The 25,939-nt window shown below is 64.2% G+C and carries 27 protein-coding genes and 1 pseudogene; 15 read left to right on the top strand and 13 right to left on the bottom strand.

Annotated elements, in window-relative coordinates; genetic code table 11:
- Positions 1 to 42: 42 nt before the first annotated feature.
- The 3 genes from hisG to I6F17_RS21835 all read right to left on the bottom strand — a co-directional run bounded on the left by hisG (position 43) and on the right by I6F17_RS21835 (position 3,062).
- Positions 43 to 1,020 (bottom strand): ATP phosphoribosyltransferase, encoded by a 978-nt coding sequence (gene hisG / locus I6F17_RS21825; protein ID WP_225124425.1) that lies wholly within the window; start codon positions 1,018 to 1,020, stop codon positions 43 to 45.
- 4 nt (positions 1,021 to 1,024) lie between these two features.
- Positions 1,025 to 2,176: an ATP phosphoribosyltransferase regulatory subunit gene (locus tag I6F17_RS21830; RefSeq protein ID WP_057027635.1), complete on the bottom strand. Its 1,152-nt coding sequence runs from the start codon at positions 2,174 to 2,176 to the stop codon at positions 1,025 to 1,027.
- A gap of 130 nt (positions 2,177 to 2,306) precedes the next feature.
- Positions 2,307 to 3,062 (bottom strand): 16S rRNA (uracil(1498)-N(3))-methyltransferase, encoded by a 756-nt coding sequence (locus I6F17_RS21835; protein ID WP_225124426.1) that lies wholly within the window; start codon positions 3,060 to 3,062, stop codon positions 2,307 to 2,309.
- A 208-nt stretch (positions 3,063 to 3,270) separates the two neighbouring features.
- Here I6F17_RS21835 and I6F17_RS21840 point away from each other — a divergent pair, with 208 nt between their 5' ends.
- Together I6F17_RS21840 and ubiA are read left to right on the top strand one after the other, a co-directional pair.
- Positions 3,271 to 3,933, top strand: a complete 663-nt coding sequence (locus tag I6F17_RS21840) for a hypothetical protein (protein ID WP_225124427.1) — start codon at positions 3,271 to 3,273, stop codon at positions 3,931 to 3,933.
- A gap of 140 nt (positions 3,934 to 4,073) precedes the next feature.
- A complete protein-coding gene (ubiA, locus tag I6F17_RS21845; RefSeq protein WP_225124428.1) occupies positions 4,074 to 5,030 on the top strand; it encodes a 4-hydroxybenzoate octaprenyltransferase in 957 nt (318 codons plus the stop codon).
- A gap of 107 nt (positions 5,031 to 5,137) precedes the next feature.
- Here ubiA and I6F17_RS21850 read toward each other — a convergent pair whose 3' ends face one another.
- Positions 5,138 to 5,656: a DUF6101 family protein gene (locus I6F17_RS21850; protein ID WP_225124429.1), complete on the bottom strand. Its 519-nt coding sequence runs from the start codon at positions 5,654 to 5,656 to the stop codon at positions 5,138 to 5,140.
- Between the two features lie 264 nt (positions 5,657 to 5,920).
- On the opposite strand from I6F17_RS21850, the gene I6F17_RS21855 reads away from it, so the two are divergent.
- From I6F17_RS21855 to lpxK, 6 genes are all read left to right on the top strand, one after another.
- A complete protein-coding gene (locus I6F17_RS21855; protein WP_225124430.1) occupies positions 5,921 to 7,312 on the top strand; it encodes a TldD/PmbA family protein in 1,392 nt (463 codons plus the stop codon).
- The gene (locus tag I6F17_RS21860; RefSeq protein ID WP_036009209.1) at positions 7,299 to 8,117 is read left to right on the top strand and encodes a 3'(2'),5'-bisphosphate nucleotidase CysQ; all 819 of its coding nucleotides are present in this window, start codon (positions 7,299 to 7,301) and stop codon (positions 8,115 to 8,117) included. Before I6F17_RS21855 ends, I6F17_RS21860 begins: the two co-directional genes overlap by 14 nt.
- A 61-nt stretch (positions 8,118 to 8,178) precedes the next feature.
- On the top strand, positions 8,179 to 8,421 hold the full coding sequence (locus I6F17_RS21865) for a DUF4170 domain-containing protein (protein ID WP_036039955.1): 243 nt from the start codon (positions 8,179 to 8,181) through the stop codon (positions 8,419 to 8,421).
- Entirely contained in the window at positions 8,418 to 9,137 is a 720-nt protein-coding gene (locus I6F17_RS21870; protein WP_036039958.1) for a lysophospholipid acyltransferase family protein, read from the top strand. Before I6F17_RS21865 ends, I6F17_RS21870 begins: the two co-directional genes overlap by 4 nt.
- Complete coding sequence (locus tag I6F17_RS21875) at positions 9,100 to 10,446, top strand: 3-deoxy-D-manno-octulosonic acid transferase (RefSeq protein ID WP_225124431.1); 1,347 nt, start codon at positions 9,100 to 9,102, stop codon at positions 10,444 to 10,446. The genes I6F17_RS21870 and I6F17_RS21875 overlap by 38 nt, the downstream gene beginning before the upstream one ends.
- Positions 10,439 to 11,455 (top strand): tetraacyldisaccharide 4'-kinase, encoded by a 1,017-nt coding sequence (gene lpxK / locus I6F17_RS21880; protein ID WP_225124432.1) that lies wholly within the window; start codon positions 10,439 to 10,441, stop codon positions 11,453 to 11,455. Before I6F17_RS21875 ends, lpxK begins: the two co-directional genes overlap by 8 nt.
- 323 nt (positions 11,456 to 11,778) lie before the next feature.
- Here lpxK and I6F17_RS21885 read toward each other — a convergent pair whose 3' ends face one another.
- The 5 genes from I6F17_RS21885 to I6F17_RS21905 form a co-directional block, all read right to left on the bottom strand.
- Positions 11,779 to 11,964: a hypothetical protein gene (locus I6F17_RS21885; RefSeq protein ID WP_225124433.1), complete on the bottom strand. Its 186-nt coding sequence runs from the start codon at positions 11,962 to 11,964 to the stop codon at positions 11,779 to 11,781.
- Between the two features lie 353 nt (positions 11,965 to 12,317).
- A complete protein-coding gene (locus I6F17_RS21890; protein ID WP_225113339.1) occupies positions 12,318 to 12,695 on the bottom strand; it encodes a TadE/TadG family type IV pilus assembly protein in 378 nt (125 codons plus the stop codon).
- Entirely contained in the window at positions 12,692 to 13,195 is a 504-nt protein-coding gene (locus I6F17_RS21895) for a TadE/TadG family type IV pilus assembly protein (protein WP_081494560.1), read from the bottom strand. Before I6F17_RS21895 ends, I6F17_RS21890 begins: the two co-directional genes overlap by 4 nt.
- An 11-nt stretch (positions 13,196 to 13,206) precedes the next feature.
- A complete protein-coding gene (locus tag I6F17_RS21900; protein ID WP_225124434.1) occupies positions 13,207 to 14,442 on the bottom strand; it encodes a pilus assembly protein TadG-related protein in 1,236 nt (411 codons plus the stop codon).
- Positions 14,443 to 14,747: 305 nt separating this feature from the next.
- A complete protein-coding gene (locus tag I6F17_RS21905; RefSeq protein WP_036009228.1) occupies positions 14,748 to 14,972 on the bottom strand; it encodes a DUF2093 domain-containing protein in 225 nt (74 codons plus the stop codon).
- 194 nt (positions 14,973 to 15,166) lie between these two features.
- Here I6F17_RS21905 and I6F17_RS21910 point away from each other — a divergent pair, with 194 nt between their 5' ends.
- Together I6F17_RS21910 and I6F17_RS21915 are read left to right on the top strand one after the other, a co-directional pair.
- Positions 15,167 to 15,946: a dienelactone hydrolase family protein gene (locus tag I6F17_RS21910; RefSeq protein ID WP_225124435.1), complete on the top strand. Its 780-nt coding sequence runs from the start codon at positions 15,167 to 15,169 to the stop codon at positions 15,944 to 15,946.
- 64 nt (positions 15,947 to 16,010) lie between these two features.
- Positions 16,011 to 16,157, top strand: coding sequence for a hypothetical protein (locus I6F17_RS21915; RefSeq protein WP_197424412.1), 147 nt, complete (start codon positions 16,011 to 16,013; stop codon positions 16,155 to 16,157).
- A gap of 181 nt (positions 16,158 to 16,338) precedes the next feature.
- Here the strand turns inward: I6F17_RS21915 and xseA are convergent, their stop codons facing one another.
- Entirely contained in the window at positions 16,339 to 17,958 is a 1,620-nt protein-coding gene (xseA, locus tag I6F17_RS21920; RefSeq protein ID WP_225124449.1) for an exodeoxyribonuclease VII large subunit, read from the bottom strand.
- Positions 17,959 to 18,129: 171 nt separating this feature from the next.
- Here xseA and I6F17_RS21925 point away from each other — a divergent pair, with 171 nt between their 5' ends.
- The 4 genes from I6F17_RS21925 to I6F17_RS21940 all read left to right on the top strand — a co-directional run bounded on the left by I6F17_RS21925 (position 18,130) and on the right by I6F17_RS21940 (position 21,499).
- Positions 18,130 to 18,933, top strand: coding sequence for an acetoacetate decarboxylase family protein (locus I6F17_RS21925; protein WP_225124436.1), 804 nt, complete (start codon positions 18,130 to 18,132; stop codon positions 18,931 to 18,933).
- A 150-nt stretch (positions 18,934 to 19,083) separates the two neighbouring features.
- Positions 19,084 to 20,259: an ABC transporter substrate-binding protein gene (locus I6F17_RS21930; RefSeq protein WP_225124450.1), complete on the top strand. Its 1,176-nt coding sequence runs from the start codon at positions 19,084 to 19,086 to the stop codon at positions 20,257 to 20,259.
- Positions 20,256 to 21,014 (top strand): SDR family NAD(P)-dependent oxidoreductase, encoded by a 759-nt coding sequence (locus I6F17_RS21935; RefSeq protein WP_225124437.1) that lies wholly within the window; start codon positions 20,256 to 20,258, stop codon positions 21,012 to 21,014. Before I6F17_RS21930 ends, I6F17_RS21935 begins: the two co-directional genes overlap by 4 nt.
- A 296-nt stretch (positions 21,015 to 21,310) precedes the next feature.
- Positions 21,311 to 21,499: a hypothetical protein gene (locus I6F17_RS21940; protein WP_036039966.1), complete on the top strand. Its 189-nt coding sequence runs from the start codon at positions 21,311 to 21,313 to the stop codon at positions 21,497 to 21,499.
- 49 nt (positions 21,500 to 21,548) lie between these two features.
- On the opposite strand, the gene I6F17_RS21945 is transcribed toward I6F17_RS21940, so the two are convergent.
- Both I6F17_RS21945 and I6F17_RS21950 read right to left on the bottom strand, forming a co-directional pair.
- A complete protein-coding gene (locus tag I6F17_RS21945) occupies positions 21,549 to 22,085 on the bottom strand; it encodes a shikimate kinase (protein WP_109145337.1) in 537 nt (178 codons plus the stop codon).
- Positions 22,086 to 22,175: 90 nt separating this feature from the next.
- Positions 22,176 to 22,940: an IclR family transcriptional regulator gene (locus tag I6F17_RS21950; RefSeq protein ID WP_225124438.1), complete on the bottom strand. Its 765-nt coding sequence runs from the start codon at positions 22,938 to 22,940 to the stop codon at positions 22,176 to 22,178.
- A 119-nt stretch (positions 22,941 to 23,059) separates the two neighbouring features.
- Here I6F17_RS21950 and I6F17_RS21955 point away from each other — a divergent pair.
- Positions 23,060 to 23,366 (top strand): annotated as a pseudogene (locus I6F17_RS21955) (transcriptional regulator).
- Between the two features lie 91 nt (positions 23,367 to 23,457).
- Here I6F17_RS21955 and I6F17_RS21960 read toward each other — a convergent pair.
- Entirely contained in the window at positions 23,458 to 25,551 is a 2,094-nt protein-coding gene (locus I6F17_RS21960) for an RNA-directed DNA polymerase (protein ID WP_225124439.1), read from the bottom strand.
- Positions 25,552 to 25,939 lie beyond the last annotated feature (388 nt).

The following is a 25,939-nucleotide window of genomic DNA, read 5'->3' on the forward strand; positions in this document are numbered from 1 at the left end:
GTAGCTGCCGTTTGCTGTCGCAAAGCTGAACAAACCTTGGGCTCACCGCCGCAGGAACGCCTCCAGCCTGGCGAACAGCGGATTCTCGCGGTCGAACACGTAGTCGAGCGACACCACCGAGACGGTCTCGGCGCCATGCTCGCGCAGGAAGCTCGCCAGCGCGTAGAGCTGCCCCGGTGGGCAGTGCAGGGTCAGCATGCCTGACGAGGTCGGACCGCCGAACGGGGCCTCCACGCCGAACCGGCTGTGGGCTTCCCCGAGCAAGTCGGCATCGCATTGGCGGAAGCGGGTGCGGACTTCGCGGTACTTGTTGGCCCGCGCCCGTGCTGCGATGTGATCGAGGATGACACGCGCCGTCTCGCGCGCCTGCGGCGACCAGTCGGCCTCCTTGGCGGCCACCAGATTGGCCTGGCTGCGCAGGATCACGCCGTCGTCGAGCACCCGCAGGCCGTTGGCAGCGAGCGTCGCCCCGGTCGTGGTGATGTCGACGATCAGCTCGGCGCTGCCGGCCGCTGGCGCGCCTTCGGTGGCGCCCGCGCTTTCGACGATGCGGTAATCGCTGATGCCGTGAGTCTGGAAGAAGCCGCGGGTGAGGTTGACGAACTTGGTCGCGACCCGCATCCGCATGTGATGCTGCTCGCGGAAGCCGGTGGTGACGTCGTCGAGATCGGCCATGGTGCGGACGTCGATCCAGGCCTGCGGCACAGCGACGACGACGTCGGCATAGCCGAAGCCGAGCCCGTCGATCAGCGACACGCGCTTGTCGGCATCGGCGATGTTCTCGCGCACGAGATCTTCGCCGGTGACGCCGAAATGCGCGAAGCCGCGCGACAGCTGCGCGGCGATCTCGCTCGCCGAGAGATAGGCGACCTCGACATTGTCGAGGCCTGCGATGGTGCCGCGGTAGTCGCGGGCGCCGCCGGCCTTTGACAGTTTGAGGCCGGCACGGGCAAAGAAGGCCTCAGTGTTCTCCTGCAGGCGGCCCTTGGAGGGAACGGCCAGAACGAATGGCGCGCTCATGATTTTACGCTCCCACCTTGCGGCCGATCCGGTTCAGCGCCTCCACCCAGACCGAGAAGCCGACTGCCGGAATCGGCTCGCTTGATCCGAGCTGGGTCATCAGCCCGTCGTAGCGGCCGCCGGCGACCAGCGGCTCGGTGCCGTTGCCGCTGTGATGCAGCTCGAACTCGAAGCCGGTGTAGTAGTCGAGCCCGCGCCCGAAGGCGGTCGAGAAACGAATCTGCCTCACGTTGATGCCGCGCGCGGCCATGAAGCCGACCCGGCTTTCGAACTGATCGATCGCAGATGCGAGATCGAGCTTCGCGTCCGTCGTGAGTGCGCGAAGCTCGGCGATGGCGTCGTCTGGATTGCCCGAAATCGATAGGAAGCGCTTGAGCACGGCGATCGCCTCGCGCGGCAGCGCGCCGCCCTTCAGCGTCGATTGCTCAAGGAAGCGATCGGCGATCTCTGCGGTGGTGCGGCCGCCGACATTGGTGGTGCCGGCGATCGACATCAGATCGGTGACGAAGGCGAGCGCCGCCTTGCGGTCGGAGCCGGCAAGGGCCGCCAGCACGCCCTCATATTCGCTGCGCGTCGCGGTGGTCGCGGCCGCGAGCCGCTCCAGATCCTGCTCCAGGCTGATCTTGCGGTTGAAATCCTTGACCAGGCGGCGGCGCCAGACCGGATAGAGGTTGAGGGCGTCGAGCAGCGCATTGAACAAGGCGACATCGCCGGTGCGGATCTCGACGTCGCGGACGCCGAAGGCGGCCGTCGCCTCCAGCCCCAGTGCCAGCATCTCGGCATCGGCCGCGGCGCGATCCTGACGGGCGAACGATTCGATGCCGGCCTGGAGGAATTCACGGGCCTGGCCGCTACGGTAGCGGAACACCGGACCGAGATAGCTGAACCCCGCCGGCTGGCCGGCGCGCCCCGAGGCCAGATAGTCGCGCGCGACGGGAATGGTCAGGTCCGGGCGCAGGCAGAGCTCCTCGCCGGAGAGGTCGGTGGTCAGGTACAGGCTCTTGCGGATGTCCTCGCCGGACAGGTCCAGGAACGGCTCGGCCGGCTGCAGGATGGCGGGCTCGGCCCTGACGTAGCCGGCCTGCGCAAACGACAAGAGCAGCGTATCCGCCCAGGCGGCGGAGCCGGCAGCATTTGAGGTGGCAGTCGCGGTCATCTCAGGGGTCCATCGTCCCGGCGGAACCGGGCAGGCAAGGGGAGGCGAATTGGCGCAGCCCTTAGCATGGCCCGACAGCGGTTTCGACCTCCAAAGGATCAATCGCTTAACGGGTGGGCAATGCGCAGGATCAGGCGCTTTTGCCGCCCCAATCCCCCAGCAGCGCCTGCACCAGCGCCAGCGCGGCCACGGCGGCGGTGTCCGCCCGCATGATGCGGGGGCCGAGCGCCAGCCGCAGGATTTTGGGCTGGCGCAGCAAAAGCGCCCGCTCCTCCTCGGCAAAACCGCCCTCGGGGCCGATCAGCACGTCGATGCCGTGTCCGATCTCGCGCGCGCCTTGCAGGCTCTGAACGGGATCCTGGACCTCCGCCGCCTCGTCGCAGAAGATCAGCAGGCGGTCGGCGGGCCGCTGGCTCAGGAAGCGCTCCAGCGGCACCGGCTCGGCCACGCTGGCGATGCTGAGGATGCCGCATTGCTCGGCCGCCTCGACCACATTGGCGCGCATCCGCTCGGTGTTGACCCGGGAGGCCTGGGTGAACCGGGTCAGGACCGGCTGCAGGGCGGCGGCGCCCATCTCGATGGCCTTCTGCACCATGTAGTCCAGCCGGGCATGTTTGAGCGGGGCAAAGACGTAAGTGAGGTCCGCGAGCCGGTCCTGGGGCCGGGTCTGCTGCAGGATCACGAGGCCGTCCGGCCGCTTGCGGCCCTCGATGGCGGCCTGCCACTCGCCATCCCTGCCGTTGAAGGCCAGGACCTCGGCCCCGGCCGCCAGCCGCAGCACATTGCCTAGATAGTTGCTCTGGTCGCGGTCGAGCGGCACCCTGGCGTCCTGGGCCAGGGGGGCATCGACGAACAGGCGGGGGGCGCGAAAATCGTGGGAAGGCATCGCTTGGGATCCGATTACCGGCCGTTCTTAACCGAAAGGCGCCATTTCGGGGGTAAATATTGCCGAACTGGTGCGTCCCAGCGCCGCGCTCTCGCCCTATTCCACGGGTTGTTAAGCGCCGGCGGGAATCGTAAAAACGCGAACACGCTGGTCGCGCTTCAATTGGGAAGCCCTGAACCCGTAAGCTCCTGCCGGAGAGACTGTCTTGATGATCCGCCATTTGATGGTTCCGATCACTGCCGCCATGGTGGCCATGGGTGCTGCGGGCGCGTCTGCGCAAAGCGCGTTCCCGGCGCCGCTGCCCAACCAGCCTGCCGCCAATTCCCCATTTCCTCCGGTTAACGGTTCGGCACCCGCTGCTTCGCTCGGTGCGGCGCCGCAATCGTCCTTTCCCGTGAACGGTGCTGCCCCGATCGGTGGCGCCGGCGCCTTCAGCGCGGCTCCCCCGACGCAGGCCGGTCCCGGCGAGGACTGCATGAAGGCATTCATTCCGCTGCGCGAGGAAGCCGAGAAGCGCGGCAAGCTGATCAAGGCCGCGAGCGATCGTCGTGCGCAGCCGGACGAGGCCTGCAAGCTGATCCGCAATTTCAGCCAGGCTGAAGTCAAGATGATCAAGTACATCGAGACCAATGCCGCCAAATGCGGAATCCCGCCCCAGATCGGCGCCCAGCTGAAGGAAGGTCACAAGAACACCGAGGCCATGGCGACGAAGGTCTGCAACGTCGCGCAACAGATGCAGAACCAGCCGCGCGGTCCGGCCGGTCCGTCGCTGAGCGAGGTGCTGGGCTCTGGCTCCGCGCCCGAGGCTAACGCCGGCAAGAAGGGCGGCAGCACCTTCGATACGCTCAACGGCAACGTCCTGACCCGATGATACACGTGCCGCCGATTTGAAGTTCCTACGGTGCTTGCCGCGAGATCCTCATAGGAACTTCAAATCGATAAGCGGCGCGTGAATTGGTTTTCTTGCTCGTGCCCTTGTAGTTTTCGAAGTCCGTACCGGAATACGCCGCGATGGAATACGAACTTCGAAAACTGGGCACCAGCACATCCGCCCGCGTTGCCGATTCCACCGGCAACTGGGTCGATACGCTCGCGCCGCATTGGGCGCGGCCTTACCTGCGCCTGTCCCGCTTCGATCGCCCGATCGGCTCCTGGCTTCTCCTGATGCCATGCTGGTGGTCGGCGGCGCTGGCCGCCGGCATGGCGCACGACGTCCGCGGCCTGCCGCTCACCATCGTGCTGTTCTTTGTCGGCGCTTTCGTCATGCGCGGGGCCGGCTGCACTTGGAACGACATCACCGATCGCGACCTCGACGACAAGGTCGAGCGCACGCGCTCGCGGCCGCTGCCGTCGGGGCAGGTGACCACCAGGCAGGCGCTGGTCTTCATGGTCGCGCAGGCGCTGGTCGGTCTTTTGGTGCTGCTGCAGTTCAACCGCTTCGCGATTGCAGCCGGCATCGCCTCACTCCTGATCGTCGCGATCTATCCCTTCATGAAGCGCATCACCTGGTGGCCGCAGATCGTGCTCGGGCTCGCCTTCTCCTGGGGCGCGTTGATGGGGTTTGCCGTCACCTTCGGCCGCCTCGACGCCACCGCGCTCGTGCTCTATGCGGGCGCGATCTCCTGGGTGATCGGCTATGACACGATCTACGCGCATCAGGACACTGAGGACGACGCGTTGATCGGCATCAAGTCGACCGCGCGCCTGTTCGGCGCGCATACGCGCCAGGCGCTGGTCCTGTTCTACGGGCTCGCGGTGATGCTGATCGGCGTCGCGCTGGCATCTGGCGAAGCGCGCTGGCCGGCCTGGCTTGGGCTTGCCGCCTTCGCCGCGCATCTGGTGTGGCAGATCGTGCGGCTGAATATCGCCGATGGCGCGCTCTGCCTTCGCCTGTTCAAGTCGAACCGCGATGCCGGCTTGCTGTTGTTTGCGGGATTGCTCGCCGACGCGGTGCTGCGGGCGGCGTGAGGCGAATGCGTAGGGTGGATTAGCGAAGCGTAATCCACCAACTTCTATCTGCGCAGAAAGCAAATAGGTGGGTTACGCCCTTTGGGCTAACCCACCCCACGGCACCGTTAATTCCTCGCGATGATCTCGCGCTCGCCCTGATGAACCGGCAGCTCGCGCGCCATTGCGGTGCGCCGGCGCATCAAGAATTTCGGACGACGGGCGCGGATCGCGTTGGTGCGGCGGCGACGCGGTGCGGGTTTGCGCGCGCCTTCGTCGAGCTGCGGCAGCGCAAAGATCTCGCTCCAGATCGCCCAGGCCTGCGCGATCTCGTCCGCGTCAGTGCTGATCAGCAGCGGGATGGACAGCGAAGGATCGCGATGCACGAGGACGAGCGTCTGCGTCTCGTCATTGCCGCGGAGCGCAACGCCGGTGAAGTCGGCGACGCGCACGTTGATCGCCATCTGCATGCCGCGCACGGCACGGCGCAGCACGACACGCTCGCGATGAAGCTCGATCTGCCTGACATGTCCGTCGGCGCGCGGATCATGCGCATCGAAGCGGACCGGAAGGGAAAGAGGGTCGAGCCGCAAGGAGCGGCTCGACCCGGCGGGGTGGACCCCGCATGTTGCTGTTTGACGCCTCACGGCTTCGTTCTCCCCGCCAGGATTATGTTCCCGGTCGATGCGAGGACCTTAGCGCCGGGCGGTCCGAAACCGCTTAAAAAGGCTGGTTAACCCACCGTCACTCGCTCCTCATGATTGACAAGACCTTGGCGCGCATGATTGACGAGACGTTGCGCCGACATCGCGAATCTGAGCTTTTGGCGGGCTGAAAATGCTTGAAGTCCGCGCTCTCAGGGCACATCTGTGGGTTCCGGTCCCGAACCCCGCCCCAACAGGATTTCGTTCGTGAACTCTTCACCAAGCCCGACGCTTTCGCCTTCCGCCAATCGCGACCTGTTCGATCAGTCCGCGCTCTCCGATCTCGCGCAGCGGCTGGTCGAGGCGGCCAAGCGCGCCGGCGCGGATGCGGCCGACGCGGTCGCGGTGCGCGGCGTCTCGCAGGGCGTCGAGGTCCGCGACGGACGCGTCGAGGAATCCGAGCGGTCCGAGGGCGACGATGTCGGTCTGCGCGTGCTGGTCGGTCAGCGTCAGGCGGTGGTCTCCACCAACGACCTCAGCGGCGATGCCGTCACCAAGCTCGCCGAGCGTGCGGTTGCGATGGCACGCGTCGCGCCCGACGACAAATATGTCGGCCTTGCCGATCCCGCGCTGCTCGCGCGCGACTTTCCCGATCTCGACCTGCTCGATCCCGCCGTGCCCACGACGACCGAGCTCGAGCGCCGCGCGCTCGCGGCCGAAGCTGCCGCGCTCGGCGTCAAGGGCGTGACCAAGTCCGGCGGTGCCTCGGCCTCATCCGGCATCGGCGGCATGGTGCTCGTCACCTCGACCGGCTTCCACGGCTCCTATCTGCGCTCCAGCCAGGGCATCTCCGCCACCGCCATATCGGGCGAAGGCACCGGCATGGAGCGGGACTACGACTTCACCTCGGCGCCGCATGGCGCCGATCTGCTGTCGCCGGAGGTCGTCGGCCGCTCCGCCGGCGAGCGCACCGTGGCGCGCTACAATCCGCGCAAGGTCGAGACCTGCAAGGTCCCGGTGGTGTTCGATCCGCGCGTCGCCGGCTCGCTGGTCGGCCATCTCGTCGGCGCCATCAACGGCGCCTCGATCGCGCGCAAGACCAGCTTCCTGAAGGACAAGCTCGGCCAGCAGCTGTTCGCGAACAACATCCGCATCATCGACGATCCCCTGCGCAAGCGCGGGCTGCGCTCGCAGACCTTCGATGCCGAAGGCGTCGCGGTGAAGCGGACCGCGCTGGTCGACGACGGCGTGTTGACGACTTGGCTGCTCGACTGTGCCACCGCGCGCGAGCTCGGCCTCACCACCACCGGTCACGCCCATCGCGGAGTGTCCTCCTCGCCTTCGCCGGGGCCGTACAATCTGCATCTCGAGCCCGGCTCTGCAACGCCGGCCGAGCTGATCGCCGACATCAAGCAGGGCTTCTACGTCACCGACCTGATCGGCTCCGGCGTCAACGGCGTCACCGGCGATTACAGCCGCGGCGCCTCCGGCTTCTGGATCGAGAACGGCGAGATCACCTATCCCGTCAGCGAGGTGACGATCGCCGGCCATCTGTTCGAGATCTTCAGGTCGATGCAGCCTGCGAACAATCTCGAATTCCGCTACGGCATCAATGCGCCGACGGTGCGCATCGAGGGTTTGACGCTTGGCGGACGCTGACGCGCATTCTCTCGACCACACTCTCCTGACCCGCGACGCGGCGCTGCTGAAGGACACGGTGCGGGAGGCGGGCGCGCTGGCGCAGTCGATGTTCCGCACCGAGCTGAGGAAGTGGACCAAGGGCGCGTCCTCGCCGGTGTCGGAGGCCGACATCGCCGTCAACGATCTGCTCGAATCGCGCCTGCGTGCTGCAACGCCCGAATATGGCTGGCTGTCCGAGGAGAGCGCCGACGATGCGGCGCGGCTGTCGCGGCGGCTGACCTGGATCGTTGATCCCATCGACGGCACGCGCAATTATCTCGGCGGCCATGACGAATGGTGCGTCAGCGTGGCGCTGGTGGCGGACGCTTCGCCGGTGCTCGCCGCCGTATTCGCCCCGGCCAGCGACGAATTCTTCTTCGCGGTGCGCGGCAAGGGCACGACGCTCAACGACAAGCCGGTGCGCGCGACAGGCGGATCCGAACTCGACTTCGCCCGCGTCGCCGGCCCGAAGCCGCTGGTCGAGCGGCTGAAGCCGTCACTCGGCGAGATCAAGCTGCACCGGCGGATCGGCTCGCTGGCGCTGCGGCTGTGCCGGGTCGCCGATGGCGCGCTGGATGCGGCATTTGCGGGCGGCAACAGCCATGATTGGGATCTTGCGGCGGCCGATTTGATCGTGCAGGAAGCGGATGGTAGGATGAGCGACCTCTCCGGAGAACCCATCCTCTATAACCGCCGCGAAGTGGCGCACGGGGTGCTGGTGGCAGCGGGACGCGAACGTCATGCGGGCATTGTCGCGCATTTTCGCAACCGTCCGATAGCCTAAGGCGCATTCGTGGTGCTTCTCGAACACTGCTTTGCCGGGCAGCCCCTTAGGAACAGAACTCATGCCAGATAGCGCCCCGCAACAACTGCTCCACCTCGTCATCGGCGGCGAGCTCGTCGATCTCGAGCACAACACCTTCAAGAATCTGGACGAGGTCGACATCGTCGGCCTGTATCCGAACTATGCCAGCGCCCACGCCGCCTGGCGGGCCAAGGCGCAGAGCACGGTCGACAACGCGCAGATGCGCTACTTCATCGTCCACCTGCATCGGCTGCTCGATCCGAATCAAGAACCGGCGCGTTGAAGAAACTGCTTCGCAATACGCTGCGAAGCAGCTGGTTTCAGCGTGCCGTCGGGGTCCTGGCGGCCGAATATCTGCGTCTGGTCTGGCGGACCAACACCTTCACCTTCGATCCGCCCGACGTCTACGAGCGCGTCGAGCCGCAGCTCCCTGCGATCTTCGCGTTCTGGCACGGCCAGCATTTCCTGACGCCCTTCATCAAGAACCAGAACAAGGCCTCCTATCGGGCCAAGGTGCTGATCTCCCGGCACCGCGACGGCGAGTTCAATGCGATCGCCGCCGAGCGGCTCGGGATCGGCACCATCCGCGGTTCCGGCGACCATGGCGGCGCGTTCCACCGCAAAGGTGGCGTCGGCGCCTTCAAGGAAATGGTGCGGACGCTCCAGGCCGGTTGTAATGTCGCGCTGACCGCCGATGTCCCCAAGCGCTCGCGCGTGGTCGGGCTCGGCATTATCATGCTGGCACGGGAATCGGGACGGCCGATCATGCCTTTCGCGATGGCGACCAGCCGCTTCGTCCGGCTCAAGAACTGGGATCGCACCACCATCAATTTGCCATTCGGGCGGGGCGCTTTGGTCGGCATCAAGGAAATCCACGTTCCCGCAGATGCCGACGCCGCCATGATGGAGACGTTGCGGCAGGAGCTGGAAGACACGTTGAACGAGGCGACCCGTCGCGCCTATGCGCAGCTCGGCCGTCCGGGACCGGAAGATGCCTAAGTCGCTGCCCATTGCGCTGCCGATCACGCTGCGGATGTATCGGCGCCTGGCCGCCGGCCTGGTGCCACTCGCGCCTGCGCTGATCAAGCGGCGGCTGAAGCAGGGCAAGGAGGATCCCGCCCGCGTCGGCGAGCGGCGCGGCCTGTCCGCCGACGTGCGGCCGCACGGCCCGTTGGTCTGGATTCATGGTGCCAGCGTTGGCGAGGTCCTGGCGGCGGCCGCCCTGATCGAGCGCCTGCGCGATCTCAATCTGCGCATCCTGCTCACCTCGGGCACGGTCACCTCGGCCGCGGTCGTCGCAAAACGCTTTCCGCCCGACGTCATCCATCAATACGTGCCGTATGACTCGCCGCGCTACGTCGCGCGCTTCCTCGATCATTGGAAGCCGTCGCTGGCGCTGTTCATCGAATCCGATTTGTGGCCGAACCTGATCCTCGCCGGCGCCGCGCGCCGGGTGCCGATGGTGCTGATCAACGGGCGGATGTCGCCGCGTTCCTTCCCGCGCTGGCGCCGCATGCACGGCACCATCTCGGCGCTGCTGTCGCGGTTCGACATCTGCCTTGCGCAGTCGAAGACCGATGCCGAGCGCTTTGCCGCGCTCGGCGGCCGCGACGTCGCGACGACGGGCAATCTCAAGCTCGACGTGCCCGCGCCGCCGGCCGACCCCGCCAAGCTCGAGCGGCTGATGGCGATGACGCGGGGGCGGCCGATCATCGTCGCGGCCTCGACCCATCCGGGCGAGGACGAGATGCTGGTCGCGGCGCATCGCAGCCTGGTCGGCTTCTTCCCGCAGCTTCTCACCGTGATCGTGCCGCGGCACCCGGATCGCGGCTCATCGATCGCAGGCCTCGTCACGGCGTCGGGCCTGAAACCCAGCTTGCGCTCGCGCGAGGAGCTGCCGACCGCGACGACCGACGTCTATGTCGCCGACACCATGGGCGAGCTCGGCCTGTTCTACCGGCTTTCGGCAATCGTGTTCATGGGCGGATCGCTGATCCACCATGGCGGGCAGAACCCGATCGAGGCGATCAAGCTGGGCGCCGCGATCGTCCACGGTCCGCACGTGTTCAACTTCGCCGACGTCTATGAAGCGCTCGATACCAGCGGCGGGGCGCGGCAAGCCGACACGCAGGAGGCGCTCGTCAAGCAGCTCGGCCAGTTGCTGGCCGATCCCACCATGCGCGACAAGATGCAGCGCGCAGGCACGGGCGTGGTCGAGCAGCTTGGCGGTGCGCTCGATCGCACCATGACCGCGCTCGAGCCGTATCTGCTGCAATTGCGGATCGAGATGGGGGCCGCCAATGCGTGAGCCGGCCTTTTGGTACCGGCCACGCTCCCTTCAATCGTGCGCGCTATGGCCGCTCGGTGCGCTTTACGGCGCGATCACTGCACGGCGCATGCTGCGCCAGGGCGTGGACGCCGGCATCCCCGTGATCTGTGTCGGCAACTATCATGTCGGCGGTGCCGGCAAGACGCCGACGGTGCTGGTGTTGACCAAGCTCTTGCGCGAGCTCGGCGAGACGCCAGTCGTGCTCAGCCGCGGCTATGGCGGGCGCCTGAAGGGGCCGGTGATGGTCGACCGCGAGCGTCACGATGCGGCCGACGTCGGCGACGAGCCCTTGATGATGGCGCGTGACGTCCCGGTCGTGGTCGCGCGCGACCGCCTCGACGGCGTCGCGCTGGCGAAGTCGCAAGGCGCCACCGTGATCCTGATGGATGACGGCTTCCAGAATCCGCGCCTGTTCAAGGACGCCTCGCTGATCGTGATCGACGGCGAGCGCGGCCTTGGCAACGGCGCGGTGTTTCCCGCAGGGCCCCTGCGCGCACCGCTCGCGGCGCAGCTCGCGCGCACCGATGCGCTGGTGCTGATCGGCGACGGCAATGCCGCCAACGATGTCGCGGCGGAGATCGCGAAGCGGAACAAGCCCGAGCTGCGCGCGCGCCTGAAGCCGGATGCGGCCTCGCTCGCGCAGCTGCTCGGCAAGCGGGTGTTCGCCTTCGCCGGCATCGGCGATCCCGAGCGTTTCTTCCGTACCCTGCGTGCGAGCGGCATCGACGTCGTTCGCACGCGCGCCTTCGCCGATCACCACATGTTTTCGGACGGCGAGATTGCGGCGCTCGCAGCGGAGGCGCAGCGCGAGCAGCTCACGCTGGTGACGACGGAAAAGGATCTTGCACGCTTGCGCGGCCGCGCAGGCGTGCCTGACGGCATCGTGCCGTTCGCCGTTCAGCTCGAGTTCGATGACCTGGCGAAGCTGCGGCAATTGATCAGCGATCATCTATACAGAGCGCGCGAGCGAAGGTTCAGTGCGCGCTGATCTCGCAACGTGAGGCAATGTCTCTGCCCTGGTTGCGAAACGTGTCGTATTCGCCGCCGCGAAGCTGATCTGCGGATCCAAAGCGCAGCCGCCGCCGTCGGACGACGCGGCGGCTGTACTCATGTCGAAGTCGGAATCATGTCTGCAACGAGACGAGGGCATGCTCACCACGCCCCGACGGCCATCAATCCGATGATGGTGAGGCACGACATGCAGGCGACGACGACGGTGTAGCATTCGGGTGTATTCATTGCCGTCTCCCAAACTGTTGCCAATTGCTTGGTCACTGCTACGCGGGAGTGATCGCCGGTCTTGGAGCCGCTTCAATTCGGCAGGCCGAGACCGGTCTTGCGGTGCGGGTCCGTTCTCTCATCGTCACTCAGCGTGGCGGGATAATGATCCGCTGCGACAGCTTCAGCGCGCTCAGCTGCGATCAGAAGCTGTTTGCGCATCTCAGCGAGACGGGCGCGGCAATATTCACGATAGAGCAGGTCGAAAATGGCGGGCATGATCACCCCCATCGCTTGATTGTCAATTTACAGATATTCCACCGCGAATTTTCAAGGTGATCGTCGCCCGTCAGATGGCTCTCTTCGATATGAGCCCGTTCACAGACCGCGCCAATTCCAACGCTCGATGGCTGTTTGGTTGACCTGATCGTCTGTGCGATAAAAAGAACAGGGCCAATTACCTAACCTGCACTATAGCAGTGCTTTGTTTCAGCAGAACTTCATCAAACAACTCTAGGGCGCGGAATTGCAACAAAGAATCCAACCACAGGGCGAAACGACTCACCCACGGCTGCAAGGAATGTAGAACGCAAGCGATTGGCATGGCAGAAACCATTTTTCTGTCGGCGACCTCAACTCGGGAAGCAGGCTCGCGCGGTCAGCGTGATCGGAGACAGGTTGATGATCTGCGGAAACTCGAATGAATAGCTCGCGCTGACCTGGTTGCCGCATGCGGCCGTGGCAAAGGTGAATGTCCCCGGCGGGAGCGTGAGGCCGTAGGCCTGCTGGGCAGCGTAGGTCGTGATCGCGCTGCTGCTCGGGCAGAGCGTGTTGTTGACGCTCGCGCAGCGCGCGGCCATTTCGCTGCCATGCTGGATTCCGAGCTGAGTCCAGAACAGCAGCCCGCATTCGATGATCCCGAATATGAACAGGAAGAACACGGGAGCGGTCAGCGCAAATTCCAGCGCTGTGGTGCCGCGCGTGTCCCGCCATAATGCGGTGAGCTTCACTGCAGCCTCGTGGTGGACTGCGCGGTGTATGTGTAGGTAGCCGCCACGATCTGATAGTCGATGATCGTATAGTACGTCGCTTGCGCCGAGACCGTCGTATATGTCCCGGCCGGCGCACCGCCGGTGCAGACTGTTCCGCAGCTGGTGGCGCTCACGCCCGCACTCGTCGGACATCCGCAGAACTGGACCGGCGGAGGTGAAGCGGTGATGTTCGTCGCGCTGGTGGCACTTGCGACGGCGTTCGCGATGCCGCTCGTGTCGAAGCCGCGCGCGATCGCGTACTGGGCTCCTGCTTGCGCGGCATTTTCGACCTGCATCTTGCGATAGAGCGCAAGCCCGATGTCCGTGACCGAGACGACCATCAGGGACAGCAGGGGAACCAGAATGGCGAATTCGGCCGCCGCGACGCCCCGTTGATCGCCGGCCGCATTGCGCACGTGCCGCGCCAGATAACCAAGCCATCGACGGCCAAACCTGGATGAGACATTCTGGATCTGCATCGCTCCAAACCTCATTCGACGAGCTGCGCGGTTTGCGAACCGATCGTCGCGGTGCCGAGCGCGGTGCAATTGACCTGCAGGTTCGACGTGCCGCTGAACGTCAGCGTATCCGCGATGATCTTGGTGCAGGATGTGCTGGTGCCGTTGCCGCCGCTGAAGCTGAGATTGGCCTTTGGCAGGTAGATGGCACCGCCGAAATTCTGCGTAGCACCGCCGGTGAGATTGAAATTGGTCCCGGCCGGCATGTTGCGGTCGCCGTACATGACGATGCCCTTTGTCGGGCCGCTGGTCGGCCCGGTCAGGTCGACGGTCGCGTTGCTGCCGATCGAGGCGGTGCCCCAGTCGCTGCCGGAGCCCGTGAACACCAGGGTGACGCCGCTGCCGGTGATGGTGGCATTTCCGGCGACGCTCAAGCTGGCGCCATCAAGATAATAGATGCCGGGATTGAGGTTCAGGACTGCGCCGGCGTTGACCGTGATGCTGCCCATGTAGCAGCCGGGGTCGAGCGAGTTCGTCTTTCCGTTGGCGTTGACCGTGATCTTGGCATTGCTGCAGCTCGGCCGCGTCGGCGGAGTGACGTCGGCATAGGGATCGGCGACAGGCGTGATGTGCGTCTTGACTCCGTTGGTCGCCGTGATGCTGCTCGCGCCGGAGACGTCGCCAACCACGCCGACCTGGTTTGCCGCCACCGAGGCGCTGCCGGCGACGTTGAGCGAGGGGCTCGCGCTCGAATTGCTGTAGAGATTGCACTTGATCAGATTGAGCTGGTTGCCGCCGCTGACGTTGACGGCGGGGCTTGCGCTCGTGTTGAGCGCAAGGACGCAGCCCGTCCCGGAGTTGGGCAGCGCAACCGAGCGCGCGGTGATTGGTACGCGGTCCGAACCGAACAAGGCCGATAGCAGCCGCCGCTGCGGTTGACTGACGATGACTTCGATGGCCTGCGCGTTCGACGCCTGACTGCCTGTTTTCGGTGGCTGGTTCACCGTGACAGTGACGTCGTTCGCGCCGTCGGTGTAGCCATAATTTGCCGCGACCGCCTTGGCTTCGGACCGGGGGTCGCCGCCTGCACTGGCAGCCGTCGCAGCGCTGACCGCGCCGGAATCTGCAACGCTCTGCATGTTCTTGTGCTTGTAGTACCACCAGCCCACTTCCGTTCCGAGGCCGGCGGTGCCGACCAAGACCGGCATGAGCAGCGCAGAAATGAGCACGTAGCTGCCCTGCTCGTCGCGGATGAACCGTTCAAGCAAATGATCTTTTGCGCTCGAAGGTGCACCGAACGAACGGCTGAAAATTCTCCGGAGGTCCATGCGTTCCTACCCGATTGCCACTTTATCCCGAGGCAATGTGGTGCGGGGCGGCTTAAATGGGCCCCAATGGAAGCCGGACAATTTTAGATATCGGCGAACATTCAGCCGGCATTCATGGCCGCAATCTTATTGAATGAAGCCGCATCCAGGAGAAGTCAGATGGAATTGCACTCTGCAATTGTTACCGCCAGCATTATAGGTCTGCCGGTTTTACCCGCCTTACGAGAGTTGCGAGAGCCCAAGGATCACGGCTGCTTCAGCGCGCCGGGAAAATGCCGCTGCAGCACCGCGGTGGGCGTGGCATAGGCCTCCTGCAGATCGACGCTCCAGTACTTCAGCTCGTCGAGCGGGATGCGGACGTCGGTGATCGCGCAGCGCACGAAGGTCCCCGGCGAGATCACGCGGAAATCACCGTCGAGATATTGCACCTGCGCTTCGCCATGGCCCGAGGGGCCGAACTTGTTCAGCACGGTCGAAAGTCTCCGTGGGAGGCCTCTCCATGGAAAACCGTGGAAGGCACGATGTGTTGGACGGGATGTAGCATAGATGGGGTGGCTTGTCCGCCCGTTAAACCCACCGGTTCGTGATGATTTGCCGCCGTTTTCGCATGCTAGGGCTTCAGTCGAAGGCGCGCCGGTTCCGGCAGCTCCTGCGGCAGACTCCGATGACCGCCCTGTTCCTGACGCTGCTGATGTCGGCGGCGCACGCCGCCCCGGCGCCGCAGCCGGTCGAGATTCCGCTCGCGTCCGGGGTGCTCCATGCGCAGCTCTACAAGCCCGAGGGCAAGGGGCCGTTTCCGGCGGTGATCGCGCTGCACGGCTGCGGGGGGCTGGGTAGCCATTCCGATCCCGTGCTGCCGCGCTATCGCGAATGGGCCGAGCGCCTGCTCAAGGCCGGCAATGCCGTGCTGCTGCCCGACAGTTACGGCTCGCGCGAGCTCGGCCCGCAATGCCGTGTCAAGGAGATGCACGTCAAGGCGCGGCGCGAACGCGTCGCCGATATCGCGGCCGCGCGCGCCTGGCTGATGCAGCAGCCTTTCGTGGCGCGGGACCGCGTCAGCCTGATCGGCTGGACCAATGGTGCGAGCGCGCTGCTCTGGGCCGTGCGTCCGCAGAGCGCGGGGCGCGATCCCGGTCCGGACTTCCGCGCCGCCATCGCGTTTGATCCGGATTGCCGGATCTCGGCGGGCCTCGGCTGGAGCACGCGGGTGCCGACGCTGGTCTTGATCGGCGCCGATGACGAGGTGTCCTCGCCGCCGGCCTGCCGCCAGATGGTGGACGGCGCGCGCGGCCGCAGCGCGCTGGCGCGCATCGTGGTCTATCCCGGCGCCGATCACGATTTCGACCGCGCCGGCGCGCCGCTGCACGCCGCCGCGCCCGAGCACGGAGATGCCGAGGCCCGCGCGGCCTCGCAGAAGGACGTCGCGCAGTGGCTGGCGCGGTGATGGCGGTGGCGCCGCACATGGCCGCGCCATCATTCGACCACGATGTCGGTTAAACGCATCTCACATGCATGGCCGCATCACGCTCTTCGCCTCCGCCCTGATCGTCTTCACCGTCGCGATCCTGCTGTTCGAAGCCCACGCCGGCCCCCACCGCGCGCCGGACCATTGCGGCTTCTGGACCACGATCGAGGCGGGATTGTCGTGCCGGTAGGAGAACGGTCTCCACGCATTTGTGGCGACGCGCTGCCTCCACACACGCGCTGTCATCGCCCGGCTTGACCGGGCGATCCAGTACGCCGAGATGTCAGTGAGTCATCGAGAAGCTGCGGCGTACTGGATTCCCCGCCTGCGCGGGGAATGACAGCGAGGGTGGAGCGTTCGCTCCTCGCTCCTCAAAACAAGCTGCCCTGATCCACCGGCTTGACCAACCGCCTCGGCGCCGGCTTGGTCTCCGCCGCCGGCTTGGCCTGCGCCGGCGCGCGCCTCTCCGCAGGCGCCGGGCGATCTGCATCCGCGGTCGCGCCGACGCGTCCATCCGCGAACTCGATCTCGACCCGCGCGCCGGGGCCGACGCTATCTGCCGCGTGCAGGGGATGGCCGGCCTCGTCGCGCACCAAAGCAAAGCCGCGCGCGAGCACGCTGCGATAGGACAAAGCGGAGAGCAGCTTGCCGCTGTTCTCGACCCGCGCCTCCAACCGGTGCAGCAGCGTGACAAGCGCGCGCTCTGCCCGCTCAGTCAGACGATGCGTGCGCTCGCGCTGGCGGGCAATCGTGTTGCGCTGCGCCTGCGCATTCGCAAGTTTCGAGGCGCGCAGGCGCACCTCCAGTCCCGCAAAGCGGTCGCGCCGCTGCCGCAGCAGCGAGCGCGTGGAGAGACCAAGCCGCTCGCCGCAAACGGTGAGGCGATGATCGGCCTGCGAGATATGGCCGTGCAGCACGCGCAGCGTCAGCTTCGAGCTTGCGGCGGTGAACCTGCGGAAATGCGCATGCGTGTTGGCCTTGAGGCAGCGGGGCAGGGACGCGCCCGCCGAATCCAGCCGCTGCCGCGGGATCGCCAAGAGATCGCCGGCCGCCGGCAGCGCGCGCGCGGCGGCGCGCAGCTCGCTGCGGCGGCTCTCCTGGGCGCGCTGCCAATAGGCGCGGGTGCGGCGCCCGAGATCGCCCACCTCGACGAACAGGTCGCTGCGCACCGGCACGGCCATTTCGGCCGCCGCCGTCGGCGTCGGCGCGCGCTTGTCGGCGACGAAATCGATCAGCGTGATGTCGGTCTCGTGCCCCACCGCCGAGATCAGCGGGATCATGCTCTCGGCCGCCGCCCGCACCACGATCTCCTCGTTGAACGACCAGAGGTCCTCCAGCGAGCCGCCGCCGCGCGCGACGATCAGCACATCGGGCCGCGGAATCCTGCCGCCCTCGGAGAGCGCGTTGAAGCCGCGGATCGCGGCCGCGACTTGCTCGGCCGAGCCGTCGCCCTGCACCTTGACCGGCCACACCAGCACGCGGCGGGGAAAGCGGTCCTCCAGCCGATGCAGGATGTCGCGGATGACGGCGCCGGTCGGCGAGGTCACGACGCCGATCACCTCCGGCAGCCAGGGCAGCAGCTGCTTGCGCGCCTCGTCGAACAGGCCCTCGGCGGCGAGCTTCTTCTTGCGCTCCTCCATCAGCGCCATCAGCGCGCCGATGCCGGCCGGCTCCAGCGCCTCGATCACGATCTGGTACTTGGAGGAGCCCGGATAGGTCGTCAGCTTGCCGGTGGCGATGACCTCGAGCCCCTCCTGGGGCTTGAAGCGCATCCGGCTGTGCACGCCCTTCCAGATCACCGCCTCGATCTTGGCGCTCTCGTCCTTGAGCGCGAAATAGCAATGGCCGGAGGAATGCGCCCCGCGAAAACCGGAGATCTCGCCGCGGACCCGGACATGGCCGAAGGCGTCCTCGACCGTCCGCTTCAGGGACAGGGAGAGCTCGGAGACGGTGAATTCGAAGGCGTTGTTGAGTTGTTCCGCGGGCGGCATCGGCAAACGATTCGGCATTTGGGGGTCAGACCCGACGTTAAGGATTTTCGCCGCGTTGCGCCAATCGATTCGATGGCCCTGGGGAACCGCGCCTTGGAAGGTAACTTGACTCGTCTCCTATTTCATATATGAAATCAATAAATCATATATAAATTCAGAGGAAGCGGCCCAATGGCTGTGGTCACCGATCCCGACGACCCGCGCGGACGCATGTTCGGGCAGTACCAGCTCAAGCCGAATAGCGGGGTCAACCCGCCCTATTCGCCGGCTTATCCGGTGGAGTGGGGCTGCACCTTGCGGACCGTCGAGATCATGACCCGTGTCGCGCCCGCCAAGGTCGCGACTTTGCTTGCAGAGACGCCGTTCGAGATCGCCAGCGACCGCGTCGCCTTCCGCTTCATGCGTTCGCCCGGCCATTCCCTCGCCGTGCACGCGGGCGAGATGTTCGACCTGATGATCTCGGTGCCCGTGCGCTACAAGGGGCTGTTCACCGAGACGCACATCTTCATGTATTGCAGCGATCCCATGGGGATCTGTGCCGGACGCGAGGTGTTCGGCTACACCAAGAAGGATGCGCATTACGCCTTCGACGAGCATGCCGATGGATCGATCACTGGATGGGTGCGGCGCCGCGGCATTCCGCTCGCCGATTTCTCCTTCACGCCGGATCCGTCCGCGCCGGTTGTCCGCATCGTCGACGGCGACGAGCTGCCGGCCGGCGAGATCCATGTGCGCCGTCTGCCGCATCCTGAGCGGCTCGGCACGGCCTATGCGGACATCGCCTACCGCCGCACGCCGTTGAAATATTCGACGCCGGTGCCCGGCCGCGCCGCGATGACGCTGCACGCCAGCGCGTACGATCCGATTGCCGAGCTCGAGCCGGAGATTCTCGGCGCGCATTTCATGGTGTCGGACGTCTATGGCGGCGGATTCGAGGTCGAGGACCGCAGGCTCATCGAGCGCCTCACACCCTGAACGACAAGATCAGCCTGCGTGCCATGTACATGCGGGCGGCGAAAATTGGGAAGAAACACGCACAAGGCAAAGGAGGGTCTGCCCATGGCAGCACGATTTCGGGTGAGCCGCCGCCGGCTGCTGGCTGGCGCCGGCGGATTGGCGCTGGGCATGACGGGGCTCGGTGCACGGGCGCAAGACGCAAAGCCGCTGCGCATTGGCGTGCTGACGGACATGTCCAGCCTCTATGCCGATGTCACCGGCCCGGGCTCGCTGTTGGCTGCCAAAATGGCGGTCGAGGATTTCCAGGCTTCGGGTCCAAAGCTGACCCGGCCGGTCGAGATCATCAGCGGCGACCACATGAACAAGGCCGATCTCGGCGCCAACATCGCGCGCGAGTGGATCGATCGGCAAGGCGTCGATGTCATCGTTGATGCGCCGAATTCGGCCGTCGCCCTCGCGGTGCGCAACGTCGTGCAGCAGAACAACAAAACCCTGCTGGTCTCCGGCGCCTCGTCGTCGGACCTGACCGGCAAGTCCTGCTCGCCCAATCTCGTGCACTGGACCTACGACACCTACGCGCTCTCGTCGGGTGTCGCGCGCGCCGTCGTCGAGAGCGGCGGCAAGAGCTGGTTCCTGCTCACGGCCGACTATGCCTTCGGCCATGCCATGGAGGGCGACATCAAGAACGTCGTGCAGAAGTTCGGCGGCAAGGTTCTCGGCGGCGTCCGCACGCCGATCAACACGCAGGATTTCTCATCCTTCCTGTTGCAGGCGCAAGCTTCGAAGGCGGAGATCATCGCCTTGATCAATGCCGGCGGCGATACCATCAACTCCATCAAGCAGGCGGTCGAATTCGGCATTCCCCAAGGCGGCCAGCGCGTGGTGGCGACGGTGCTGTATCTCAGCGACGTCCATTCGCTCGGCCTGAAGATTGCGCAAGGGCTGCAGTTCACCGAATCCTTCTACTGGGATCTGAATGACGACACGCGCGCCTGGACCAAGCGCTTCGCCCCACGCAACAACGGCCGCTATCCGACCGCGCTGCATGCGGGCGCCTATGCCACGACGCTGCACTACCTCAAGGCTGTGGCGGCGCTCGGCGCCTCCAGCGACGGCAAAGCCGTGGTCGAGCAGATGAAGAAGCTGCCGACCGACGACCCTCTGTTCGGCAAGGGCAGCGTGCGCGAAGACGGTCGCAAGCTGCACAACATGTATCTGTTCGAGGTGAAGACTCCCGGTGAGTCCAAATATCCCTGGGACTATTACAAGCTGGTCAAGACCATCGCGCCGTCCGAGGCCTGGCGGCCTCTGGCGGATGGCGGCTGCGAATTCCTGAAGTCGTGAGCGGCACCGGCCGGCCGCCGGTCGCGCTGGTCACCGGCGGCGGGGGCGATATCGGGCGCGCCATTGCGCTAAAGTTGGCGCAGATGAGCGCTGCGGTCGCGATCGTCGACCGCGACGAAGCGGCTGCACGCGCCACCGCGCAGCTGGTCGAGAAGGCCGGGGCAAGGGCGCTCGCCATCCGCGCGGATGTCTCCCTCGCTCAGGATACGATCGCATTCGTAGAGGCGACCGAAGCACGTCTGGGGCCGATCGGCATCTTCGCCAACAACGCGGGCATCGAGGGCGTCGTCGCTCCTCTTCACGAATATCCCGACGAAACGTTCGATCAATTGCTGCAGGTGAACGTCAAGGGCGTTTTCCTGGGCCTCAAGCACGTGATCGCCAGGATGATGCAACGCGGGACGGGCGCGATCATCAACACTGCGTCGACATCCGCAATCCGGGGACGCGCAGGACTCGCCGGCTATGTCGCCTCCAAGCACGCCGTGCTCGGACTGACGCGCACGGCAGCGCTCGATGTCGCCGGAACGAAGATCAGGGTCAACGCCGTTCTGCCAGGGCCGGTCGAGTCGCGCATGATCCGGGAATTGGAAAGCCAGGCGCGTGACAGCGCCATTGCGTTGCGCCGAAACGTTGCGACCGCGCATGGGCGGCCGCAGGATGTCGCCAACGTCGTTGCTTTCCTCGCGTCCGACGAAGCTGCGCACGTGAACGGTGCCGCCTGGGTCGTGGACGGCGGGATGACGCTGGCGTAAGGCGTGTACGCATCAAAGCCGGTCCGCCTCCGGAGGAACGAAGCGGATTTCTCCTGATCGGCCGAGCATTACCGCTTGTGGACCCAAGGCGCACATTCGAGCGCCGTTGAGCTCGCGACGAAGCGTGCTTAGCGCATCGATGCCGGCCTGTGCTGTTCGGCTGTGCCGCGGCTCGACGAAGAGCGTCAACTGAATCAGGAACAATGTCCAGGCAATCCGATTGGAACGTTGGTACGTCCGTCCGGGATAGACCAGCGAGCGTCCTGGGAGGCGTCTTTATCAGGGAGGAGCCACCAATGGATGACGAACGAAAATCATCAAAGGCAGGCGAACGGGCCGCCGAAGGCTTGCGGGAATCAACCTCCAAGGACGAAGCGAAGAACGAGAGCAAGATGGGGCACGATCTGGCCAAGGGAGCCGATCGATTCGAAGAGCGCTCGAAAAGCTCCGATGGAAAAAGCGCAGAAGAGAAACAAAAAGGGTGAATCCAGGCCGCAATCAAACCTGATCTCATCACGCTTTAGTCTAGGTCTCTCATTTAGCCTTTGCCGAGATCAGGCTTGAGATAGCCTCGGCACTCTCGGACGGCTTCAGATGACCTGCATCGAGGGTGAGGGCGGGCTGGGGCATTGATGCCATGCAGGCATCGAACTGCGGTCGGAGTGTGCGCAGTAGCGACAGGTCCCGCATCTTGCCGAATGCGGCACGATCTTCATCGACCAGGCGTCGCTCTTGCTCTGCCTGTTCCAGGTGAAGTGCTACGAAGATGACCTCACCGCCATTGCGCTCCACTAATTCTTGTACTCGGATCGGAAAATCGCCAGCCACCGTTGGCTCGGGGGCGAATGTGAATATCAACGATCGCCTCTGCTTGGCAGCTTCCTCAAACACGGCCATCCAGAATTGTTCACGTAAACGCGCGAATGCCTCCGTGCCAAACGGAAACACCGCGCCAACTGCATCGACGACAAGGTGATTGTGAAACAGCGCAATCCCTGTCCCGGAGGCAAGATGGCGCGCGATAGTCAGTTTTCCTGAGGCGACTTGCCCATAGATGAAAATTAGCTGCATCGGATCATAATATCACAGGGACTCCCTCGAAGGCTTCTCCTGGAATCGCCATGTCCAGGCATGGCGGCGCCTACAATGTCGGCTATCGCGTCAAGAAACGCCGCCGATCTTCTCGGACACGATCCTGGCGGCGCTACGCAGCTCCGCGGCGATGGTGCTGGCCTCGGTTGCCGGGATCTGATCCTGCCTCACCAGCGGCACGGTCATCGCGGCCACCGCACGGCCGGAGACTTCGATGATAGGGCAGCTATAGGCAAGGATGCGCGTATAGCCGTCGTCGTTGGAGAAGTTTCCTCCCTCCGCTGAAATGCGGTCGAGCGCGGCAAGTGCCTTCTTGATGCTGATCCGATCATTGGTCGCGATGACCTGCGCCAGCTCCTGGCGGCGGCCCTCGAGCTGAAAGGCCGCCAGAACCTTCGCCGAAGCGTATTGCTGGGTGAGCGGAAACACCGCGCCGACCTTGACCGACCAGCCCATCAGCCATTCCGGCTCGATACGGGCGATCACCATGAACTGCTCGCCGTGCAGCACCGTCAGGTGGCAGGACAGTTGCACGCGGGAGGCGAGTTGCTCCATGACCGGCAGCGCGGCCTTCAGCAGCCGCTCGGTCGGCGGGAATTGCGAGGCGATCCGGAACAGCTTCAGCGTCAACGTGTATTCGCCGGTCGCGGGGTCGCGCGCGACATAGCCGCGGCGCTCCAGCGCCACCAGCATCCGGAAGATCTCACTGACGGAGCGCCCCACGCGTTCGGCGAGCTGCTTCTGGCTCATCCCGCGTGCGGAGCCTGCCAGCGCCTCCAGAAGGTCCAGCCCCTTTTCCAGGGCGGGCGCGCCCGGCTGCTGCTTTTCAGTCATTCCTAGACCTTGTTGGACCGGTGCTTGCGAGCGCACGAGTCAAAGTGCAATTCCCGTGTAGCCGATTGCTCGCACGGCGAAAAGTCGATCGCCAATGAGCGCCTGGCCGTCTCGACGAGATGATTCATCAGCCGCTGCGTCTAAAGATGATGGCCGCCCTCAACGCGCCGCCGGCCGCATCAGCCCTCGAACTCGCCAAGCTGAAGAAACTCACCGGGGGTCCACCGACGGCAATCCCGGTGTGCATATCGAGACACGGGCGAATGTGGGCTCCGTGGAGGTGGAGGCGGCGTTCGTCGGCAAGAAGCCGCAGACGACGGTGACGGCCACCGCGGCGGGGCGCGGTGCGTTCGCGCGGCAAGTGGCGTGCAGGAGATCATCGCGGGGAAGCAGAAGTCCCATTGGCAAATCGGTACAGTTGGGTAGGTACTGCTATCACTCAGTTTAGCGCTGAGAAACAAAGAGAATTTGGCGCCAGTAGAGTGCGGCTTGTATCTGGCTTTGTATGTACTTCAACCTACGGCGGGATGTTCGCCTCAAGCTCTCGAAATGCCGCTACCAGCAACTTTCTCACTTTGTAAAATTGAGCGTGCTTGATCCGCGTATTGGCGGCTCCCGTTCTCGTGTGCACAGGATGGGCGGTGTAGGATCTGATACGCAACTGATGCAATGCGTACAGTCCGGCCTTTAGAGAAGGTAATCCCCGTAACCAAGCGGGCGCTGATCCGCCTACAGCCGCACCGTAATTCGGCATGGTCAGTCCACGCTTTTGGTAAATTTTGCGCATTGCCGCATCGCAGAAGCTATCGAAGGACACGACACAGGCGTCAATGTCCGTTTCAAACCGTTGCTTTGCTTTGATTGCTATCTGCTCGGCCGCGGCGTGGTCCGTCCCGAAGAACCGCTGCCAATCGTAAGGTGTCCGTGGCATCCCGAGCACGTAGGAGACCACCGCTCCGATAAGACTCGGGGCTCGACCGGCCTTTGGGATGATCTTAGTTGCTCTTAGGAGTAGGCGCGCTGAAACGGCACAATCATTGTATGGTTTCGCCAGCGGCAAACCTGATTGGAAGAGAAGCGCCGCGCCGGCTCTCGAAAAGTCCGGATCAGCATCCACCCGCATGGAAGCGTTCAGAAGCGCAGCATAGCCCGCATCACCGAACTTGCTGCGGTCGAGGTGATGGAGCATTCCTTGTCGAACCCACCAATCCCGTTCGCCGAACATAAGTGTCTCAAAATCTCGGTAGGTCATACGGCCTGATAGCAAGGCCCACCGCGCCAATGCTACTTTGTAGGTTGGCTGTGGCCGCGCAATAGAGCGCCTCCGGTACTTTCCGGCGAACAGCCGCTCATAGGCGAATGTCGAAACCCGCGTCTCCTGGGTGACACTCACGCGATCCAAGAGTAGGTCGAGTATCTGCGCATTCACGGCATGATAGATTTCAGACCGCTCAACTTGCTCAATCAAAGCCTGCGAGAGTTTCGAAGGCAACTTCTTGTACTTTGCCCAGTGACGCGTCAGACTATCCGAAAGCTGCGGTTGCCGCTCGAGAATCTTGAGCAAAACGCCATTTGTTTTGGCCGACGGGATCAACGACGCTAAAACGTATTTGAAACGGGTCGCGTCGGTTGGTGTGCCCCGGTTAGCCAGTGCGCGAACGCGGCGCCTGATCTGGTCTTGGCTGCTGCCCCTCATTGGCGAGGGCTCAGGAGGTTCGCTTACGGATTTGATTTCATCGTATGGACTGCTGATCTTGCGGATAGCGATTTTGGACGACTGCGGAAATAGACCAATTTCTTTAGCAGCTAGATCAAGAGTGACCAACCTGCGTCGAAGAGCGTCCTCTGACTTGGCCATAATCTTGATATCATCGACATAACGCAGATATCGAATATCTTTCGCGAAGCGTAAGCCAGCATCATCAATGTGTCGAAGCACCACTTCGGAGATTATACCTGACGACAACGGCCCCTGCGGGATACCATGCTCATGGTAGATGGGTTGTCTTCCGTCAATCCAAGTAGCGCATGTCCATTCGCGTAGACACCGCATCAAGAAATCCACAGTGTCGTGATCAACTCGCAAATCTCTCAGCAGTGTTCTCAATACATGGTGATCAATGGTGTCATAGAACGCTGTGAGGTCGAAGCTAGCCACATACTGATAACCGGCCCCATAGTAAGCGCGCACGTGCGATGCGTATGAACGATAGCTGTCTTGCCATTTCAAATAGAAGAAGCGGGATGTTTTGCCAGCATACAGGTGCTGAAAAACGTTCGTGCGATAATGCTGTTTGGTTTTTTTGTAGACCGCTTCAGCCACAAGATTGGCGACCGCCTGATAAGCTACCTGATCGTTGACAGTGAGGAGCGAAATCGGCCGTAAGATGCCAGATGCTTTTGGGAGGTAGAGCTTGGAGGCCTGCGTTGGAGTGAAACGCTCTTGGCTGATCTGCCGTCTCAGGAATTTCAGATTGGCTTCGGACGAGAGCGCATAGTCCGAATACGAAGCCCTAAAGTGACCTTTAAAGAACGGTTCGGGATTGCTGAGTATCCACCGGTACGCTCTGAATAAGTTGGTTTGGTCGTATACCTGTGAAAAACCTGCCATGGCTGATTGCGTCAAATTTGCAAATCGCGCGCGGCAGACAATCCCGCACGTTGAAAAAGCAAACTTAAATCCCTATTCCGAATTGCCGCGGCGCTATTGGTGCCGCTTGGTCAATTCACCCCCTCGTCAGATCTACTTTTTAGCGAAACGGTGGAGGAAGTGAACCCAGGATTGCGACGTGCATACTAAAGTCTGGTCACTCGGACGCCCGTCTTACGTCTCGCGGCGTAAACCGGAATTGCTGCACGTACTGACATCCTTGACGCAAGCCTTGGGCGGATAGGCAGCAGCATAAGCTAGCTTTAGGCAATCGAAGCGTATTTAAATCGCGCTATCGTTCAGCGTGCGCATTCCGCCCCCTTGAGCCCCACCCCGATTTATGCGACCT

This window comes from Bradyrhizobium sp. NBAIM18 (assembly GCF_020193825.1).
In the GTDB taxonomy this organism is placed as follows: Bacteria; Pseudomonadota; Alphaproteobacteria; order Rhizobiales; family Xanthobacteraceae; genus Bradyrhizobium; species Bradyrhizobium yuanmingense.

Excerpts from the sequence above, each read along its gene's own strand:
- hisG (WP_225124425.1), bottom strand. The coding sequence starts at position 1,020 with ATGAGCGCGCCATTCGTTCTGGCCGTTCCCTCCAAGGGCCGCCTGCAG.
- I6F17_RS21830 (WP_057027635.1), bottom strand. The coding sequence starts at position 2,176 with ATGACCGCGACTGCCACCTCAAATGCTGCCGGCTCCGCCGCCTGGGCG.
- I6F17_RS21835 (WP_225124426.1), bottom strand. The coding sequence starts at position 3,062 with ATGCCTTCCCACGATTTTCGCGCCCCCCGCCTGTTCGTCGATGCCCCC.
- I6F17_RS21840 (WP_225124427.1), top strand. The coding sequence starts at position 3,271 with ATGATCCGCCATTTGATGGTTCCGATCACTGCCGCCATGGTGGCCATG.
- ubiA (WP_225124428.1), top strand. The coding sequence starts at position 4,074 with ATGGAATACGAACTTCGAAAACTGGGCACCAGCACATCCGCCCGCGTT.
- I6F17_RS21865 (WP_036039955.1), top strand. The coding sequence starts at position 8,179 with ATGCCAGATAGCGCCCCGCAACAACTGCTCCACCTCGTCATCGGCGGC.
- I6F17_RS21875 (WP_225124431.1), top strand. The coding sequence starts at position 9,100 with ATGCGCAGCTCGGCCGTCCGGGACCGGAAGATGCCTAAGTCGCTGCCC.
- lpxK (WP_225124432.1), top strand. The coding sequence starts at position 10,439 with ATGCGTGAGCCGGCCTTTTGGTACCGGCCACGCTCCCTTCAATCGTGC.
- I6F17_RS21885 (WP_225124433.1), bottom strand. The coding sequence starts at position 11,964 with ATGCCCGCCATTTTCGACCTGCTCTATCGTGAATATTGCCGCGCCCGT.
- I6F17_RS21895 (WP_081494560.1), bottom strand. The coding sequence starts at position 13,195 with ATGCAGATCCAGAATGTCTCATCCAGGTTTGGCCGTCGATGGCTTGGT.
- I6F17_RS21910 (WP_225124435.1), top strand. The coding sequence starts at position 15,167 with ATGACCGCCCTGTTCCTGACGCTGCTGATGTCGGCGGCGCACGCCGCC.
- I6F17_RS21915 (WP_197424412.1), top strand. The coding sequence starts at position 16,011 with ATGCATGGCCGCATCACGCTCTTCGCCTCCGCCCTGATCGTCTTCACC.
- xseA (WP_225124449.1), bottom strand. The coding sequence starts at position 17,958 with ATGCCGCCCGCGGAACAACTCAACAACGCCTTCGAATTCACCGTCTCC.
- I6F17_RS21925 (WP_225124436.1), top strand. The coding sequence starts at position 18,130 with ATGGCTGTGGTCACCGATCCCGACGACCCGCGCGGACGCATGTTCGGG.
- I6F17_RS21930 (WP_225124450.1), top strand. The coding sequence starts at position 19,084 with ATGACGGGGCTCGGTGCACGGGCGCAAGACGCAAAGCCGCTGCGCATT.
- I6F17_RS21940 (WP_036039966.1), top strand. The coding sequence starts at position 21,311 with ATGGATGACGAACGAAAATCATCAAAGGCAGGCGAACGGGCCGCCGAA.
- I6F17_RS21945 (WP_109145337.1), bottom strand. The coding sequence starts at position 22,085 with ATGCAGCTAATTTTCATCTATGGGCAAGTCGCCTCAGGAAAACTGACT.
- I6F17_RS21950 (WP_225124438.1), bottom strand. The coding sequence starts at position 22,940 with ATGACTGAAAAGCAGCAGCCGGGCGCGCCCGCCCTGGAAAAGGGGCTG.
- I6F17_RS21960 (WP_225124439.1), bottom strand. The coding sequence starts at position 25,551 with ATGGCAGGTTTTTCACAGGTATACGACCAAACCAACTTATTCAGAGCG.